At 72.9% G+C, this 16,455-nt stretch carries 9 protein-coding genes; 4 read left to right on the top strand and 5 right to left on the bottom strand.

Annotated elements, in window-relative coordinates:
• The first annotated feature begins 140 nt into the window (after positions 1 to 140).
• On the top strand, positions 141 to 1,385 hold the full coding sequence (locus ACIQTO_RS21990; protein WP_402390497.1) for a thiolase family protein: 1,245 nt from the start codon (positions 141 to 143) through the stop codon (positions 1,383 to 1,385).
• 2 nt (positions 1,386 to 1,387) lie between these two features.
• Entirely contained in the window at positions 1,388 to 3,517 is a 2,130-nt protein-coding gene (locus ACIQTO_RS21985) for a 3-hydroxyacyl-CoA dehydrogenase NAD-binding domain-containing protein (RefSeq protein ID WP_402390494.1), read from the top strand.
• A gap of 107 nt (positions 3,518 to 3,624) precedes the next feature.
• Here ACIQTO_RS21985 and ACIQTO_RS21980 read toward each other — a convergent pair whose 3' ends face one another.
• The 3 genes from ACIQTO_RS21980 to ACIQTO_RS21970 form a co-directional block, all read right to left on the bottom strand.
• Positions 3,625 to 5,139, bottom strand: a complete 1,515-nt coding sequence (locus ACIQTO_RS21980; protein ID WP_402390491.1) for an ArnT family glycosyltransferase — start codon at positions 5,137 to 5,139, stop codon at positions 3,625 to 3,627.
• 158 nt (positions 5,140 to 5,297) lie between these two features.
• Positions 5,298 to 7,205, bottom strand: coding sequence for a 1-deoxy-D-xylulose-5-phosphate synthase (gene dxs, locus ACIQTO_RS21975; protein ID WP_402390488.1), 1,908 nt, complete (start codon positions 7,203 to 7,205; stop codon positions 5,298 to 5,300).
• Between the two features lie 281 nt (positions 7,206 to 7,486).
• Positions 7,487 to 8,689 carry an ROK family protein gene (locus tag ACIQTO_RS21970; RefSeq protein WP_402390485.1) on the bottom strand — a complete coding sequence of 401 codons (1,203 nt, stop codon included), beginning with the start codon at positions 8,687 to 8,689 and terminating at the stop codon, positions 7,487 to 7,489.
• Between the two features lie 336 nt (positions 8,690 to 9,025).
• On the opposite strand from ACIQTO_RS21970, the gene ACIQTO_RS21965 reads away from it, so the two are divergent.
• Both ACIQTO_RS21965 and pepN read left to right on the top strand, forming a co-directional pair.
• Positions 9,026 to 10,864: a PQQ-binding-like beta-propeller repeat protein gene (locus tag ACIQTO_RS21965; RefSeq protein ID WP_402390482.1), complete on the top strand. Its 1,839-nt coding sequence runs from the start codon at positions 9,026 to 9,028 to the stop codon at positions 10,862 to 10,864.
• Positions 10,865 to 11,020: 156 nt separating this feature from the next.
• Entirely contained in the window at positions 11,021 to 13,612 is a 2,592-nt protein-coding gene (gene pepN, locus ACIQTO_RS21960; protein ID WP_402390480.1) for an aminopeptidase N, read from the top strand.
• Between the two features lie 120 nt (positions 13,613 to 13,732).
• Here the strand turns inward: pepN and ACIQTO_RS21955 are convergent, their stop codons facing one another.
• Positions 13,733 to 13,963 (bottom strand): hypothetical protein, encoded by a 231-nt coding sequence (locus ACIQTO_RS21955; RefSeq protein ID WP_402390478.1) that lies wholly within the window; start codon positions 13,961 to 13,963, stop codon positions 13,733 to 13,735.
• 21 nt (positions 13,964 to 13,984) lie between these two features.
• Positions 13,985 to 16,135 (bottom strand): 4-alpha-glucanotransferase, encoded by a 2,151-nt coding sequence (gene malQ, locus ACIQTO_RS21950; RefSeq protein ID WP_402390475.1) that lies wholly within the window; start codon positions 16,133 to 16,135, stop codon positions 13,985 to 13,987.
• Positions 16,136 to 16,455: the final 320 nt, after the last annotated feature.

The raw sequence follows: 16,455 nt of genomic DNA, 5'->3' as shown, positions 1-16,455 counted from the left end.
GAGAACCGGCCGTCGGGCCTGGGCAGGTTGGTTACCGGCGGGTAGCATGACGGTGAGGCAGCGCCGCTCACGTGCCCCCGTGCGACGGACGGCGGCAGCCTGCCCACCTCAATCTGTTGGTCCCTGGGAGGAGAGCCCCCGTGCCTCGTACCGCGAGGGACGTCGTCTTCGTCGATGGCGTCCGCACCCCGTTCGGCAAGGCCGGCCCGAAGGGCATCTACCACGAGACGCGCGCCGACGACCTGGTCGTCAAGTGCATCCGGGAACTCGTGCGCCGTAACCCGAACCTGCCCGTCGAGCGGATCGACGAGGTCGCCATCGCGGCCACCACGCAGATCGGCGACCAGGGTCTGACGATCGGCCGCACCGCGGCCCTGCTGTCCGGCCTGCCGAAGTCCGTCCCCGGTTACGCCATCGACCGCATGTGCGCGGGCGCGCTGACCGCCGTGACCACCACCGCCGGCGGCATCGCCTTCGGCGCGTACGACGTGGTCGTGGCCGGCGGCGTCGAGCACATGGGCCGCCACCCGATGGGCGAGGGCGTCGACCCGAACCCGCGCTTCGTGTCCGAGAAGCTCGTCGACGAGTCCGCCCTGTTCATGGGGATGACCGCGGAGAACCTGCACGACCGGTTCCCGCACATCACCAAGGAGCGCTGCGACGCCTACGCCGTGCGCTCGCAGGAGAAGGCCGCCAAGGCGTACGCCAACGGCGACATCCAGCCGGACCTGGTGCCGATCACCGTCCGCAACACCAACCCCGAGGTCGGCGAGACCGGCTGGGGCCTGGCGACCACGGACGAGCCGATGCGCCCGGGCACCACGATGGAGTCGCTGGCCGGGCTGAAGACCCCGTTCCGCCCGCACGGCAACATCACCGCGGGCAACTCGGCCGGTCTGAACGACGGTGCCACCGCCTCGCTGCTGGCCGCCGAGGACGTCGCCGAGGAGCTCGGCCTCCCGGTCAAGATGCGCCTGGTCTCGTTCGCCTTCGCGGGCGTCGAGCCCGAGGTGATGGGCATCGGCCCGGTGCCGGCCACCGAGAAGGCGCTGGCCAAGGCCGGTCTGACCATCGACGACATCCAGGCCTTCGAGGTCAACGAGGCCTTCGCCGTCCAGGTGCTGGCCTTCCTGGACCACTACGGCATCGCGGACGACGACGAGCGGGTCAACCCGTTCGGCGGCGCGATCGCCTTCGGCCACCCGCTGGCCTCCTCGGGCGTGCGCCTGATGAACCAGCTGGCCCACCGCTTCGAGCAGCGCCCGGACGTCCGCTACGGCCTCACCACGATGTGCATCGGGTTCGGCATGGGCGGCACGATCATCTGGGAGAACCCGCACTGGAGCGGCGCGGAAGAGTCGTCCGAGTCCGAGGGTGGTAAGTGAGCATGAGCACCACGACCGAGCTGCTGCGCCAGGGCGCCGAGCTGTTCCCGGGCGAGGTCGTCACGACCGCGCACGTCCGCCACCTGGACCTGCCGCTGCAGGCCGGCCGGCTGGCCCTGATCACCCTGGACAACGGCTTCGACCACACCAAGCCGACCACCTTCGGCCCGGGCTCGCTGCTGAAGCTGTCCGCCGCGCTGGACCAGGTCGAGGCCGAGGCCGCCGAGGGCACGATCGTCGGTGTCGCGATCACCGGCAAGCCGTTCATCTTCGCGGTCGGCGCCGACCTCAAGGGCGTCGAGATCCTCAAGGAGCACGCGGACGCGCTGGCCATCGGCAAGGGCGGCCACGAGGTCTTCAAGCGGATCGCCGCGCTGTCCGTCCCCTCCTTCGCCTTCTACAACGGCGCGGCGATGGGCGGCGGCGTCGAGGTCGGCCTGCACGCCACCTACCGCACCGTCAGCGCGGGCGTGCCGGCGTTCTCGCTGCCGGAGGTCTTCCTGGGCCTCGTCCCCGGCTGGGGTGGCTGCACCCTCCTGCCGAACCTGATCGGCCCCTCGAAGGCGATCAAGGTCATCGTCGAGAACTCGATGAGCCAGAACAAGCAGCTCAGGGGCAAGGACGTGTTCGAGCTGGGGATCGCGGACGCGATCTTCGAGCCGGCCGACTTCCTGGAGCAGTCGCTGCTGTGGGCCGCCAAGGTGCTCAAGGGCGACGTCGCCGTCGAGCGCGAGGCGATCGACCGCGGCAAGGCCTGGGACGACGCCGTCGCCTGGGGCCGCCTGATCGCGGACGCCAAGGTGCACGGCGCGGCCCCCGCCGCCTACCAGGCGCTGGACATCATCCAGCAGGTCAAGGACGCCGACCTGCAGGCCGGCTTCGACGCCGAGGACGCGGCGCTGGCCGACCTCATCATGACCGGCGAGCTGCGCAGCGGCATCTACGCCTTCAACCTGGTGCAGCGCCGGGCCAAGCGCCCGTTCGGCGCGCCGGACAAGTCGCTGGCCCGCCCGGTCACCAAGGTCGGCGTCGTCGGCGCCGGTCTGATGGCCTCGCAGCTGGCGCTGCTGTTCGCCCGCCGTCTGGAGGTGCCGGTGGTCCTCACCGACATCGACCAGGAGCGCATCGACAAGGGCGTCGGCTACGTCCACGCCGAGATCGAGAAGCTGCTCGGCAAGGGCCGGATCGGCCAGGACAAGGCCAACCGGCTCAAGGGCCTGGTCACCGGCTCGCTCGACAAGGCCGCCGGCTTCGGCGACGCGGACTTCGTGATCGAGGCCGTGTTCGAGGAGATGGGCGTCAAGCAGACCGTCTTCGCGGACCTGGAGAACGTGGTCTCGCCGACCTGTGTGCTGGCGACCAACACCTCCTCGCTCTCGGTCACCGAGATGGCCTCGAAGCTGAAGCACCCCGAGCGGGTCGTCGGCTTCCACTTCTTCAACCCGGTCGCGATCCTGCCGCTGCTGGAGATCGTCCGCGGCGAGCGGACCGACGACGCCGCGCTGGCCACCGCCTTCGGCGTCTCGCGGAAGCTGAAGAAGACCTCGGTGCTGGTCAAGGACGCCCCGGCGTTCGTGGTGAACCGGATCCTGACCCGCTTCATGGGCGAGATCCAGGACATCATCGACGAGGGCACCCCGATCGCCACGGTCGAGAAGGGCGTCGAGCCGCTCGGCCTGCCGATGTCCCCGATCGTGCTGCTGGAGCTGGTCGGCCCGGCCATCGCGCTGCACGTCTCGGAGACCCTGCGCGGCGCGTTCCCGGAGCGGTTCACCGTCTCCGAGAACCTCGGCAAGGTGGTCAAGGCCGGCAAGCGCGGCTTCTACACCTGGGTCGACGGCAAGCAGGTGCTCGACCCCGAGGTGCTGGAGCTGCTCTCCTTCGGCGACACCGTGCTGACCGAGGAGCAGGTGCTGAACCGCGCTCTGGAGGCCGTCGCGCAGGAGATCGGCCTGATGCTGGAGGAGGGTGTCGTCGCCGAGGCGCAGGACATCGACCTCTGCATGATCACCGGCGCCGGCTGGCCCTTCCACCTGGGCGGGATCACCCCGTACCTGGACCGTGAGGGCGTCTCGGAGCGGGTGAACGGCAAGCGGTTCCTCGCCCCGGGTGTGGCCTCGGTGCCCGCCTGAGGCGTAGCGGTACCACGTGCGGGAGCCCCGGTGACCTCGGAAGGTCACCGGGGCTCCGGTGCGTCGTGCCGGGGGCGGCGGGGCGCCGGCCCCTCGGGCCGGCGCCGTCAGCGCTTGAGGCGGTAGACCACGGTGTCGGCGAAGACGCCGACCATCTCGTAGTGGGTGTCCAGCAGGTTCTCGATCTTCGGGATCATGCCGGGCTGGTAGGGCGCCAGACCGGAGTCGTCCACGACGATCTCCGGCAGGCCCTTGGCGATCTCCTGGTCGAAGGTCTGCCAGGCTTCGCTGACGCTGAACTGCTCGCCGACGTTGGCGTTGCCGTCCTTGCCGCCGCTGAAGTTGGTCAGGAAGCCCGCGGTCAGGTAGCGGGTGGCCGGCTTGCGGTCGGCCAGCCAGTACAGCTCCGGGTGCATGCCCCAGACCAGCACGGTGTCCTGCGGCTTGCTCTGCGCGGCGACCGCGGTGGCCACCTCGGTGGTGCGGTTGAGCCGCTCCCCCGGCCAGGCCAGCGCGAGCCCCCAGAACACCGTGGCGGCGGCCGTGGTGTACACCAGGACGGGCTTCCAGCGGATCGCCGAGGTGGCCACCGCGCCGGTGCCCAGCAGCACCAGCGGGGGCATCAGCTGCAGGTAGTAGTGGCCGAAGAAGTGGAAGCCGACGCTGACCGCGATCACCGAGGAGAGCAGCCAGACCCAGAGGTCGGTGGTGGAGCCGTGCTCCTCCCCCGCGACCGGCAGCGGGCGGTGGCGGTGCTTCAGCCAGAGCCGGCGGCCGACCGGCAGCAGGAAGCCCAGGCCGGCGCCGATCAGGATCGCCGAGTTGCCGAGCGCGCGGCCGGTCATCTGCAGCCAGGCGCCGCCCACCGAGGCGTAGTCGCCGCTGCCGGTGACCACCCAGAACAGGAAGCCCTTGGGCTTGGTGAGGATCACCGCGACCAGCGCTATCGGCAGGGTGAAGCCGAACCCGATCTTGAACAGGGCGGGCGGCCAGCGGACCCCGCGCCGGCGGGCGTCCTGGAACAGCATCCAGAGCACCGGCAGCAGGACCGCGCCGCCGGTCTGCTTGGTCAGCGAGCAGAGCGCCACCGCGATGCCCGCGGCCAGCCAGCGGCGCCGCTCGGCGTACCGGAAGGCGGCCACCATGGCGGGCAGCATGAAGACCTCGAAGGTCGCCGCCTGGGTGTCCTCCGGGGAGAGGCCGATGGAGACCAGCAGGTAGAGCAGGCCCGCCCCGGCGCCCGCCCGGTTGCCCCAGCGGCCGCGGGCGATCGAGGCCAGCAGGATCGCGGTGACCAGGTGGGCGACCACCGCCAGGGTGCGCAGCGGCCAGAGCGAGGCGGAGCCGAAGACGGCGAAGCACGCCTGGTAGAGCCAGGGCAGCAGGGGCGGCTTGCGGTCGACCACGGTGTCGTAGAGCACACCGCCGTCCGCCAGCATCCGGGCCTGGGTGGCCAGGAAGCCCTCGTCGGGGCTCCAGACCGGCCGGACGAAGGAGGGGATGTGGGTGGCGAGCGCGACCAGGGCCAGCACCGGCACCAGCCTCGTCCAGTAACCCTGGCGGACGCGGTCGGGCAGGCGCTCGGCAAGCCCGGCGAGGCGGGGGCGGGTGGGGGTCGGCACGGATGACAACCTACCGGGCGGGATCGGCGCGGGCAGCGCCGGTCCCGCCTTTCGGTGCGATTATCAGCCTGTATTGCGGTGAACTGTTGCGCGGTTGTGGCAAACGGCCGAGAGCCGGGCGGCGGCGGGCCGGCTCGGGCGGACCCGGGCCGGCCGGCTCAGGCCTGGACGGTCGCCACGTCCAGCCGGGAGACCAGCGCCGTCACCCTGCGGGCGATGTCCGGGGCGGTGAGGCCGATCTCGGCGAGGATCTCCGGCCGCGAGGCGTGGTCCAGGAACTCCTGCGGGATGCCGAAGTCGCGCACCGGGACGTCCACCTCGGCGTCGCGCAGCGCCTGCGCCACGGCGGCGCCCACCCCGCCGACCCGGCCGTTGTCCTCGATCGTGACGACCGCGCGGTGCTCGGCCGCCAGGCCGGGCAGGGCCCGGTCCACCGGCTTGACCCAGCGCGGGTCGACCACGGTGGCGGTGATGCCCTGGGCGGCCAGCAGGTCGGCGACCTCCAGGCTGGTGGGGGCCATCGCGCCGACCGAGACGATCAGGACGTCGGCGCGGCGCTCGTCGGCCGGGGCCTCCGGGGCGCGCAGCACGTCCATGCCGCCGATCCGGCCGACCGCGGGGACGGCCGGACCGACCGTGCCCTTGGAGTAGCGGACCACCGTGGGGGCGTCGTCGACCTCGACCGCCTCGCGCAGCTGGGCGCGCAGCTGGTCGGCGTCGCGCGGGGCGGCCAGCCGCAGACCGGGGACGACCTGCAGGATCGACATGTCCCACATGCCGTTGTGCGAGGCGCCGTCGGTCCCGGTGACGCCGGCCCGGTCCAGCACGAAGGTGACCCCGAGCTTGTGCAGGGCCACGTCCATCAGGACCTGGTCGAAGGCCCGGTTGAGGAAGGTCGCGTAGACCGCGAACACCGGGTGCAGACCGTTGGTGGCCATGCCGGCCGCGCTGGTCACGGCGTGCTGCTCGGCGATGCCGACGTCGAAGATCCGGTTCGGGAAGGCCTTCGCGAAGGGGGCCAGGCCCACCGGGTGGAGCATCGCGGCGGTGATGCCGACGATGTCCTCGCGCTCGCGGCCGAGCGCGACCATCTCCTCGCCGAAGACGGACGTCCAGTCCTTGCCCGCGCTCTTGATCGGCAGGCCGGTCTCCGGGTGGATCACGCCGACCGCGTGGAAGCGGTCCTCGTCGTTGTTCTCGGCGGCGTGGTAGCCGCGGCCCTTCTCGGTGAGGCAGTGCACGATCACCGGGCCGCCGAAGCCGCGCGCCTTGGTGAGCGCGGACTCCAGGGCGGTGAGGTCGTGGCCGTCGATCGGGCCGATGTACTTGAGGCCGAGGTCCTCGAACATGCCCTGCGGGGCGATGAAGTCCTTGAGGCCCTTCTTGGCGCCGTGCAGCGTCTCGAAGAGCTGCTGGCCGACCACCGGGGTGCGCTGCAGGGCGTCCTTGCCCCAGGAGAGGAAGCGCTCGTAGCCCTGGGTGGTGCGCAGCGTGGCCAGGTGGTTCGCCATGCCGCCGATGGTCGGGGAGTAGGAGCGCTCGTTGTCGTTGACGACGATGACCAGCGGGCGGTCCCCGGCGTCGGCGATGTTGTTGAGCGCCTCCCAGGCCATGCCGCCGGTGAGCGCGCCGTCGCCGATCACGGCGACGACCGGGCGGTCGAGGTGGCCCTGGAGCTGGTTGGCCTTGGCCAGGCCGTCGGCGTACGAGAGCACGGTGGAGGCGTGCGAGTTCTCGATCACGTCGTGCTCGGACTCGGCGCGGGAGGGGTAGCCGGAGAGGCCGTCCTTCATCCGCAGCCGGGAGAAGTCCTGGCGGCCGGTGAGCAGCTTGTGGACGTAGCTCTGGTGGCCGGTGTCGAAGAGGATCCGGTCGCGCGGCGAGTCGAAGACCCGGTGCAGCGCGATGGTCAGCTCCACGACGCCGAGGTTGGGGCCGAGGTGGCCACCCGTCTTGGAGACCTCCGTCACCAGGAAGGTCCGGATCTCCTGGGCCAGGGCGGCCAGCTGTCCGGGCGTGAGCCGGTCGAGATCGCGCGGTCCCCGAATGCGGGTCAGCAGGGCCACCCGTTCCTCCTCGTTCAAAGTCGCGGACCGCGGGCGGTCCGACGGGCGTCGCTGCCCGGTGTGCCGACGCGCTCCGATCGGTCTCGGTCGGTGCCGACCGGTCGAGTCTAATGTCCGCCTACCGGACACCGAGCGGGGTGCCCGGTGCCATCGGTCTGTCACCGCCGTTCACGACCGGCGGTGGGCACAGAGCGTCCGGTGGTGGGCACGGACGGTCGGGGAACGACACGCCCGGTCGGCACCGGACACGGACGATCGGACCACGGGCGGGCCGGCGGCACTCACGGCCGGGCGACGGACGCCTGTACGGATCGCCCGATCGGGCCGGAGTCGCCCATCTCGCTCATCACCAGGGCGAGCGCGCCGAGCACCTCGGCACGGCCGCCCAGGGTGCCGGGGACGACGGAGAGCTGGCGGGCCGCGCTGGGGATGGCGTAGCGGGCCACCGAGTCGCGGATCGGGCCGAGCACCAGCTCGCCGGCGTCGGCGAGGTCGCCGCCGAGGATCACCCGGCGCGGGTTGAGCAGGTTGCAGAGGGTGGCGACGCCGGTGCCGATCTGCCGGCCGGCGTCCGCGATCACCCGGCGGCTGCCGAGGTCCCCCTGGTGGGCCAGCTCGACCACCCGCGGCAGGGTGAGGTCCGGGCCGAGTGTGGAGGCCAGCAGGCCGAGCAGGTAGCGGGAGCCGACGAAGGTCTCCAGGCAGCCGCGGTTGCCGCACCGGCAGACCGGGCCGGCCTCGTCCAGCGTGATGTGCCCGATCTCACCGGCGGTGCCGCCCGGGCCGCGGTAGATCTGCCCGTTGACCACCAGGCCCGCGCCGACGCCGCTGGCCACCTTGATGTAGGCGAGGTCGCTCAGGCCGCGGCCGGCGCCCCAGACGAGTTCGCCGAGCGCGCCCAGGTTGGCGTCGTTGTCCACGTGCACCGGCATGCCGAGGCGCTCGGCCAGCTCCCGGCCGGGAGCGATGCCCGTCCAGCCGGGCAGGATCGCGGTGGAGCCGAGCGCGCCGGTCTCCACGTCGATCGGGCCGGGGACGCCGAGGCCGACACCGATCACCTTGTCCGGGCGGAAGCCGGCCTCCTGGAGCAGCCGCTCGACCAGCGCCTCGGCCCGGTCGAAGCCCTGGGCGGCGGAGACGTCGACGTCGATCGGCGCGCTCTCCTCGGCGAGCACCCGGTGCGCGAGGTTGCCGACGGCGACCCGGAGGTGGGTGTGGCCGAAATCGATCCCCACCACGATGCCGGCGTCACCACTGAGCGAGACGCTGCGGGCGCGGCGGCCACCGGAGGAGGTGTCGGCGACCACGACGGTGCCGCTCTCCTTGAGCTCCCGGACGATGTTGGACACGGTCGCCGCCGAGAGGCCGGTGCCGCGGGCGATCTCGGCCTGGGTGAGCGAGCCGGCCATCCGTACCGCCCGCAGCACGCGCTCCAGGTTGGCCCGGTGCAGTGAGGACTGCGAACCCGGTGTGTCCGTCGCCATGATCCACCCTTCCAAGGGCGAGGGAACCCCTCCGCCGGGCGATCCCTTCAACTCCTGAAGCCTAGGGCCTGACGGCGGCCGGTGGCGCGGGTACCGGGCGGCGGGGTCGGGGCGACGGGGTCGGTGCGGTGGGCGGTGAGGCCGGACGGCGGGGCCCGCGGCCGGGAGCCGGCCGCCGCGGACGGGGCCCAGCTCAGCGGGACGACGCGCTGGATCCGGGGCTCCTGCGACCGGCCGAAAACGGCTCACCCGTACGATGGTGCCCATTCTCACCCGTCCCACCGGCCACGGACGTGACCCGGCCGGGGGGCGCTTCACGACATGACGGGGCATCAGATGTCAGGGGATCACCCTACGCCGGGGGCGGGCGACACGTCCGGCAACAATCCACAGGACAACCGGGGCGTCTCGCTCGGGCGCACGCCCGGCGGCGTGGACCCGGCCGCCGTGGCGAACCAGATGACGCAGTTGGACGGGGCTCCGGTCCCCGGCCAGCCGGGACCGGCCGCGCCGGGTGCCGCACCCGGGCAGCCGCCGGCCCCGGGCAGCGAGTACGCCTACGCGCCGACCGCCGCCGCCTTCCCCGCCCAGGGCGCCCCGCCGCCCCCGCCCGGCGCGCCGCCGGTCGGCCCGTACGACCCCAGCCAGCCCCCGTTCGGAGCGCCGGGCGCCGGCCAGCCGTACGGCTACACCGCCCCGCCGCAGGCCGACGGCGGAGCCGGTTACGGCTACCCGCAGCAGCAGGCCCCCGGCTACGGCTTCCCCGGCGCGCCGACGCCGGCCGCGCCCAAGCCCCGCAACCCGGTGATGATCTGGGGCGGCATCATCGGCGGCGTGCTGGCCGTCGCCATCATCGCCGGCCTCGTCGTGCTGTTCACCCAGACCAACGAGCCCGACAACCCGACCGCCGACGGCGGCACCACCAGCACGGGCGGCACCACCGGCGGCTCGACCACCGACCCCAGCGCCTCGGCGGGCTCGGGCGGCACCACCGGCGGCGGCAACGGCGGCAAGGCGGGCTCCTACAGCCTCGCCTGGACCGCCGCCAAGCCCGCCAACGCGGCCAGCGGCTCGCAGCTGCTCGGCATCTGGGGCGCCGACAAGACCGTGGTGCGCGCCGACAGCTACGGCATCCGCGCCCTCAACTCGGCCGACGGCAAGGAGCTGTGGACGATCACGCCGCCGGCCGGCGCCAAGGAGTTCTGCGCCGTCTCGTACGGGGTGAACTCGAAGCACATCGCCGCCGTCGCGCTCAACACCGGTGACAGCGACTGCTCCACCGTCGGCGCGGTCGACATCAGCACCGGCAAGCTGCTCTGGTCGGCCAAGGTGAGCACCGAGCGGATGTCCTCGCCCACCCTCAGCGTCACCGAGAAGGTCATCGGCATCGGCGGCAACGTGGCCGGCGCGGTGAACATCGCCGACGGCTCGCCGGTCTGGCAGTTCCAGCCCCGTGACAAGGACTGCAACGTCTACGGCAAGGCCGCCGGCGCCCAGATCGCGGTGAGCGACCGCTGCTACGGCTCCAACGCCAACCCCAAGTCGCAGCTGGTGCTGGTCGACACGGACACCGGCAAGGCCACCAGCGCCGCGCCGATCCCGCTGACCGGCAGCATCGAGCGCGTCGACAAGGTCGTCTCGGACCAGCCGCTGGTGCTGCTGGTGACCAACGGTCCGAACGGCGACTACATCCTGCCGTTCGACAAGAGCAACAAGCCGCTGACCCCGATGTCGGTCAAGGAGCCCGGCGCGGACAGCCTGCGGCTCTCCGGCCAGTCCGACGCGTTCACCCAGAACGTCGTCAGCGGCACCACGCTGTACGTCCAGACCAACCCGAGCAAGCCCGCCGTCAACGCCTACGACCTGACCACCGGCAAGCGGCTCTGGTCGTCCACCGGCGGCACCAACGACGGCATCCGGCTGGTCTCCGGCACCGACAAGGACGGCAAGGTCCGGGCCGTGCTGGACATGGGCTACGGCAAGGACGCCAAGGTGGTCACGCTCTCGCCGACCGACGGCGCCGGGACCGAACTCGGCACCATCACCAGCCAGAAGGGCGCCGACTTCATCGGCTCCAGCACCACCGAGTACGTGCTGCAGTCGGACGGCTCGCTGTACGGGTTCGCCCGCAGCGCGGGCTCGGACGCCCCGGTCGTCAAGTACGGGAAGAAGTGACGTCCCGGGCGTAGCCTCCCGAGGTCCGGCCCCCGTCGAGGGCGGGGCGGAACAAGCCGCTTGGCCTGTTCCGCCCCGCCCTCGAACATTTCCCCGGGCTCCGCGCGCCGGGCATGGGAGGATGCGAAGCATCAGCCTGACGAAGGAGTCCTGCGAGTGCCCGGCACCAACCTGACCCGCGAGGAGGCCCGCACCCGGGCCGACCTCCTGCACGTGGACGCGTACGACATCGAGCTCGACCTGAGCTCGGCCCGGGAGGGAGGCACCTTCCGGTCCACCACCGTGGTCCGGTTCAGCGCCAACACCCCCGGCGCGGCCACCTTCATCGACCTCGTGGCGCCGAGCGTCGAGGAGATCATCCTCAACGGCGAGCGACTCGACAACGCCAACTTCGCCGACAACCGGATCGCGCTGCCCGACCTGGCCGCCGAGAACGAGCTGCGGATCGTCGCCGACTGCGCCTACACCAACACCGGTGAGGGCCTGCACCGGTTCGTCGACCCGGTCGACGGCGAGACCTACCTCTACACCCAGTTCGAGGTGCCGGACGCCCGCCGCGTCTTCGCCACCTTCGAACAGCCCGACCTCAAGGCCACCTTCGCCTTCACGGTGACCGCCCCCGAGGGCTGGGTCGTGGTCTCCAACTCGCCCACCCCGACCCCGGTCGGCGACGGCGACACCCGGCTCTGGACGTTCGAGCCGACCGGCCGGATCTCCTCCTACATCACCGCGCTGGTGGCCGGCCCGTACGTCGGCGTCTTCGACAGCTACGAGAACGGCGACCAGACGGTCCCGCTGGGCGTGTACTGCCGCCCGTCGCTGCGCGAGTTCCTGGACGCCGAGGCGATCTTCGAGGTCACCAAGCAGGGCTTCGACTACTTCCAGGAGAAGTTCGACTTCCCCTACCCGTTCGCCAAGTACGACCAGCTGTTCGTCCCGGAGTTCAACGCCGGCGCGATGGAGAACGCGGGCGCCGTCACCCTGCGCGACCAGTACGTGTTCCGCTCCAAGGTGACCGACGCCGCCTACGAGGCGCGGGCCGCGACCATCCTGCACGAGCTCGCCCACATGTGGTTCGGCGACCTCGTCACCATGGAGTGGTGGAACGACCTCTGGCTGAACGAGTCGTTCGCCACCTTCGCCGAGGCCGTCTGCCAGGCCGAGGCACCCGGTTCGAAGTGGCCGCACTCCTGGACCACCTTCGCCAACCAGATGAAGACCTGGGCGTACCGGCAGGACCAGCTGCCGTCCACCCACCCGATCATGGCCGACATCAACGACCTGGAGGACGTCCAGGTCAACTTCGACGGCATCACCTACGCCAAGGGCGCCTCGGTGCTCAAGCAGCTGGTGGCGTACGTCGGCCAGGACGCCTTCTTCCAGGGCGTGCGGGCCTACTTCAAGCGGCACGCCTGGGGCAACACCCGCCTGGCCGACCTGCTCGGCGCCCTGGAGGAGGCCAGCGGCCGCGACCTCAAGGCCTGGTCCAAGGCCTGGCTGGAGACGGCCGGCATCAACGTGCTGCGCCCGGAGCTCACCCTCGACGGCGACGGCGGGATCGAGTCCTTCGCCGTGCTGCAGGAGGCCCCCGCACTGCCGGCCGGCGCCAAGGGCGAGGCCGTCCTGCGCCCGCACCGGATCGCCATCGGCCTCTACGAGCTGACCGACGGCACCCTGGTGCGCACCGACCGGATCGAGCTGGACGTCGACGGCCCGCGCACCGAGGTCCCCGAGCTGGTCGGCCGGCGCCGCCCGGCCGTCATCCTGCTCAACGACGACGACCTCTCCTACGCCAAGGTCCGCCTGGACGAGGACTCGCTGGCGGTCGTCACCGAGCACCTCGGCGGCTTCACCGACTCGCTGCCGCGCGCGCTCTGCTGGGCCTCCGCCTGGGACATGACCCGCGACGGCGAGCTCGCCGCCCGTGACTACCTGGCCCTGGCCGTCTCCGGCCTCGCCCGGGAGTCCGACATCGGCGTCGTCCAGTCGGTGCACCGCCAGGTCAAGCTCGCCCTCGACTCCTACACCGACCCGGCCTGGCGCGAGCAGGGTCTCGCCCAGTGGGCCGAGGCCGCCGAGGAGCAGCTGCGCGCCGCCCAGCCCGGCAGCGACCACCAGCTGGCCTGGGCCCGCACGCTGGCCTCCGTCGCGCGCAGCGCGGGGCAGCTGGACCTGCTCGCCGGTCTGCTGGACGGCTCGGTCGAGATCAAGGGCCTGGCCGTCGACACCGAGCTGCGCTGGACGCTGCTCGGCCGGCTGGCCGCCACCGGCCGCGCCGACGAGGCCGCCATCGCGGCCGAGCTGGTCCGCGACAACACCGCGGCCGGCCAGGAGCACGCCGCCAGCTGCCGCGCCTCGGTGCCGACCGCCGAGGCCAAGGCCGCGGCGTGGGCCTCGGTGATGGAGTCGGACAAGCTCACCAACTACGTCCAGGACGCGGTGATCGCCGGCTTCCAGCAGGCCGACCAGACCGAGCTGCTGGCGCCCTACACCGCGAAGTACTTCGCGGCGCTCAAGGGCATCTGGGAGAGCCGCAGCCACGAGATCGCGATGCTGATCATCGTCGGGCTGTACCCGGCGGTGCAGGTCGAGCAGGCGACGCTGGACGCCACCGACGCCTGGCTGAGCACCGCCGACCCGGCACCGGCACTGCGCCGGCGGGTCGTCGAGCAGCGGGCCGGGGTCGAGCGCGCGATCAAGGCGCAGGCCGCCGACCGGGCGGCGGGCGCCCGGGCGCTGGGGCACTGAGCCGGACGGGGCCCCGGGGGCGACCCCGGGGCCCCGTCCCGCGGGAACGCCCGAGGGGGCGCCGGACATCGTCCGGCGCCCCCTCGGGCGTACTGCCAGGCTCGGGTGGAGGGCCCTGGGCTACTTCTTCTTGTCCTTGCTGCCGTACGGCAGCCCGGCCAGACCGGCGATGACCACGAAGGCCACGATCGGGATCACCACGTACAGGCCGAGGGTCTGGGCCACGGTCAGGCCGCTGCCCGGGTCGTCGCCGTCGTCCCGGGAGTAGGCCATGGCGGGCGACGACAGCAGCATCATCAGCGTGACCGTCGCGGTGACCGCGCCGGCTCGCAAAGCGTTCCTCTTGTCCACGCCGCTCAACTTACCCGTCACTTACGCCGCCGCGCTCGGCGGGGTCGGCCTTTCGGGCTGCCGTCCGGCGGCCCGCAGGACTCCGGCCAGGGCCTGCGCGGCCGGGGTGGCGGCCAGCCCGTCCAGCGTCACCGGGCGGCCGGAACCGTCCGCGACCGGCAGCCGCCAGTTGGGGTACTGGTCCCAGGTGCCGGGCAGGTTCTGCGGGCGCGGGTCACCCACCAGGTCGGGCAGCCAGATGCCGACCAGCTCGGCCGGCGTGGCCAGCAGGAAGCGGTACAGCGCCTGCGCCGAGAGCGGCTCGTCCTCGGCCAGCAGACCCAGCCGCGTCAGCTCGGCCCGCCAGTCCGCGAGCTCGGCCGCCGCCTGGGCCTGCTCCTCGTCGAGCGACCGGGCCAGCAGGCCGAGCCGGTGGCGCAGCTCGACGTGCTCGCCGGAGAGCCGGGCGGCGGTGCTCGGCAGGTCATGGGTGGTCAGCGTGGCCAGACTGCCGGGCCGCCAGCGCTCCGGGGCCAGGATCCCGCCCTCGGCCTGCCAGTCCCGCTCGAACCAGAGCACCGAGGTCCCCAGGACGCCGCGCGCCGCCAGCTCCTCGCGGACGCCCGGTTCCACGGTGCCCAGGTCCTCGCCGATCACCGCCGCGCCGGCCCGGTGCGCCTCCAGGGCGAGCACACCCAGCATCGCCTCGGCGTCGTAGCGGACGTAGGCGCCCTCGGTCGGCGGGTGGCCGGCCGGCACCCACCAGAGCCGGAACAGGCCCATCACGTGGTCGATCCGGATCGCCCCCGCGTGCCGGGCGGCCGAGCGCAGCAGCTCCGCGAACGGGGCGTAGCCGGCGGCGGCCAGCGCGTCCGGGCGCCAGGGCGGCAGGCCCCAGTCCTGGCCGTGGGCGTTGAAGGCGTCCGGCGGGGCACCGACCGAGATGCCGCCGCCCAGCACGTCCTGGAGCGCCCAGGCGTCGGCGCCGTCCGGGTGGACGCCGACGGCGAGGTCGTGGATCAGCCCGACGGCCATGCCCGCGGTGCGCGCGGCCTGCTGGGCCCCGGCGAGCTGCCGGTCGACCTGCCAGGCGAGCCAGCGGTGGAACTCGACGCGGTCCGCGAGCTCCTCCGCGGCGAGCGCGACGTGCGGGCTGTCCGGGTGGCGCAGGCCCTTCGGCCAGCTGTGCCAGTCGGCGCCGTGCGCCTCGGCGAGGGCGTTCCAGAGCGCGTACCGCTCCAGCCACTCGCCCTCGCCGCGCCGGTAGGCCTCGTAGGCGGCCCGGCCGCCCGCCCCGAGCGGCACCTCGTGCAGCAGCTCCAGGGCCCGGCGCTTGAGCGCCCAGACGGCGTCCCGGTCGATCAGGCCGTCGTGGCCCAGCACCTCGGCGCGCAGCCGGGCGGCGCGCCGGCCCAGCTCCTCGGCCTCGGCACGCTGCTCGCCCGTCAGATAGCCGTAGGCGGGGACCGCCTCGACCCGCAGGTGCACCGGGTCGGCGAAGCGGCGGGAGGAGGGACGGTAGGGCGACGGGTCGGAGGGGACGGTGGGCAGCGCGGCGTGCAGGGGGTTGATCTGCGCGAAGTCCGCGCCGAGACCGCCGGCCCACTGGGTCAGCTCCGTGAGGTCACCGAGGTCACCCATGCCCCAGGACCGGTCGGACAGGACGGAGTAGAGCTGCGCGAGGAAGCCCCAGCCGCGACCGGGGAGCCGCGGCAGCCGCTCCGGCGCGACGATCAGATGGGCGTCCTGCCGGGTGCCGTCGCTCTCCGCCCTGAGCCGGTGCCGCCCGAGCGGCAGGTCGGCGGGCAGCCAGTGCGAGTGTCCGCGCGGCAGCTCCCAGAGCCCGCCGCCCTCCAGTTCGACGGTCAGCCGCGCGTCCGCCGGCACGTCCAGCGCCGTCCGCCGCCCGGCCCGCACCACCACGCAGGGCGGCAGCAGGCGCGCCCGCTGCTCGGCGCGGTGACGCTCCAGCGCCTCCCGGACCTCCTCCGGCGTACCCGCCGCCACCCCCAGCGCGGCCAGCACGGCGACCAGCGTCCGCGCGCCCACCGGCACGGCCCCGCCCCCCGGGTTGTCCCGGGTGTCCACCCCGTAGGCCTGGGCCAGCGCCACCAGCTCCGCCGGGGGAGGCGGCGCGTCCTGCGCGGGCACCTCCAGGCCGTCGGCTCCGTCACGGTCGAGATAAGCGGCCACTCGCGGCTCCTGCGATGTCTCGGCAACGCCCAGTCAGGACAGCCACAGTCCTACCCGCGTAACGGCCCGGTGACCCGGTGCGACACACGGCCGGGGCCGGACCGCCCGTTCCGACGGGGCGTCACCCGGGCCCGTGCGGCGGGACCGGACCGGCCGGGGCGCCGCGCCCTGGGACCGGGACCGTGCGGCCCCGGGGAGCCCACGAGTGGGCCCGGGTGGTTCCGGGTGGTTCCGGGGCGGGGCGATGAAACGACAAAGAGGACAAATTCGGCATACCCGTCGACGACGTTGACACCAGCAGGGCCAACTGGTGGGCTTTG

Source organism: Kitasatospora sp. NPDC091207 (assembly GCF_044768625.1).
In the GTDB taxonomy this organism is placed as follows: domain Bacteria; phylum Actinomycetota; class Actinomycetes; order Streptomycetales; family Streptomycetaceae; genus Kitasatospora.
Note: the sequence above shows the minus strand (reverse complement) of the source record. Positions and strands in the feature narration are given on the sequence as shown.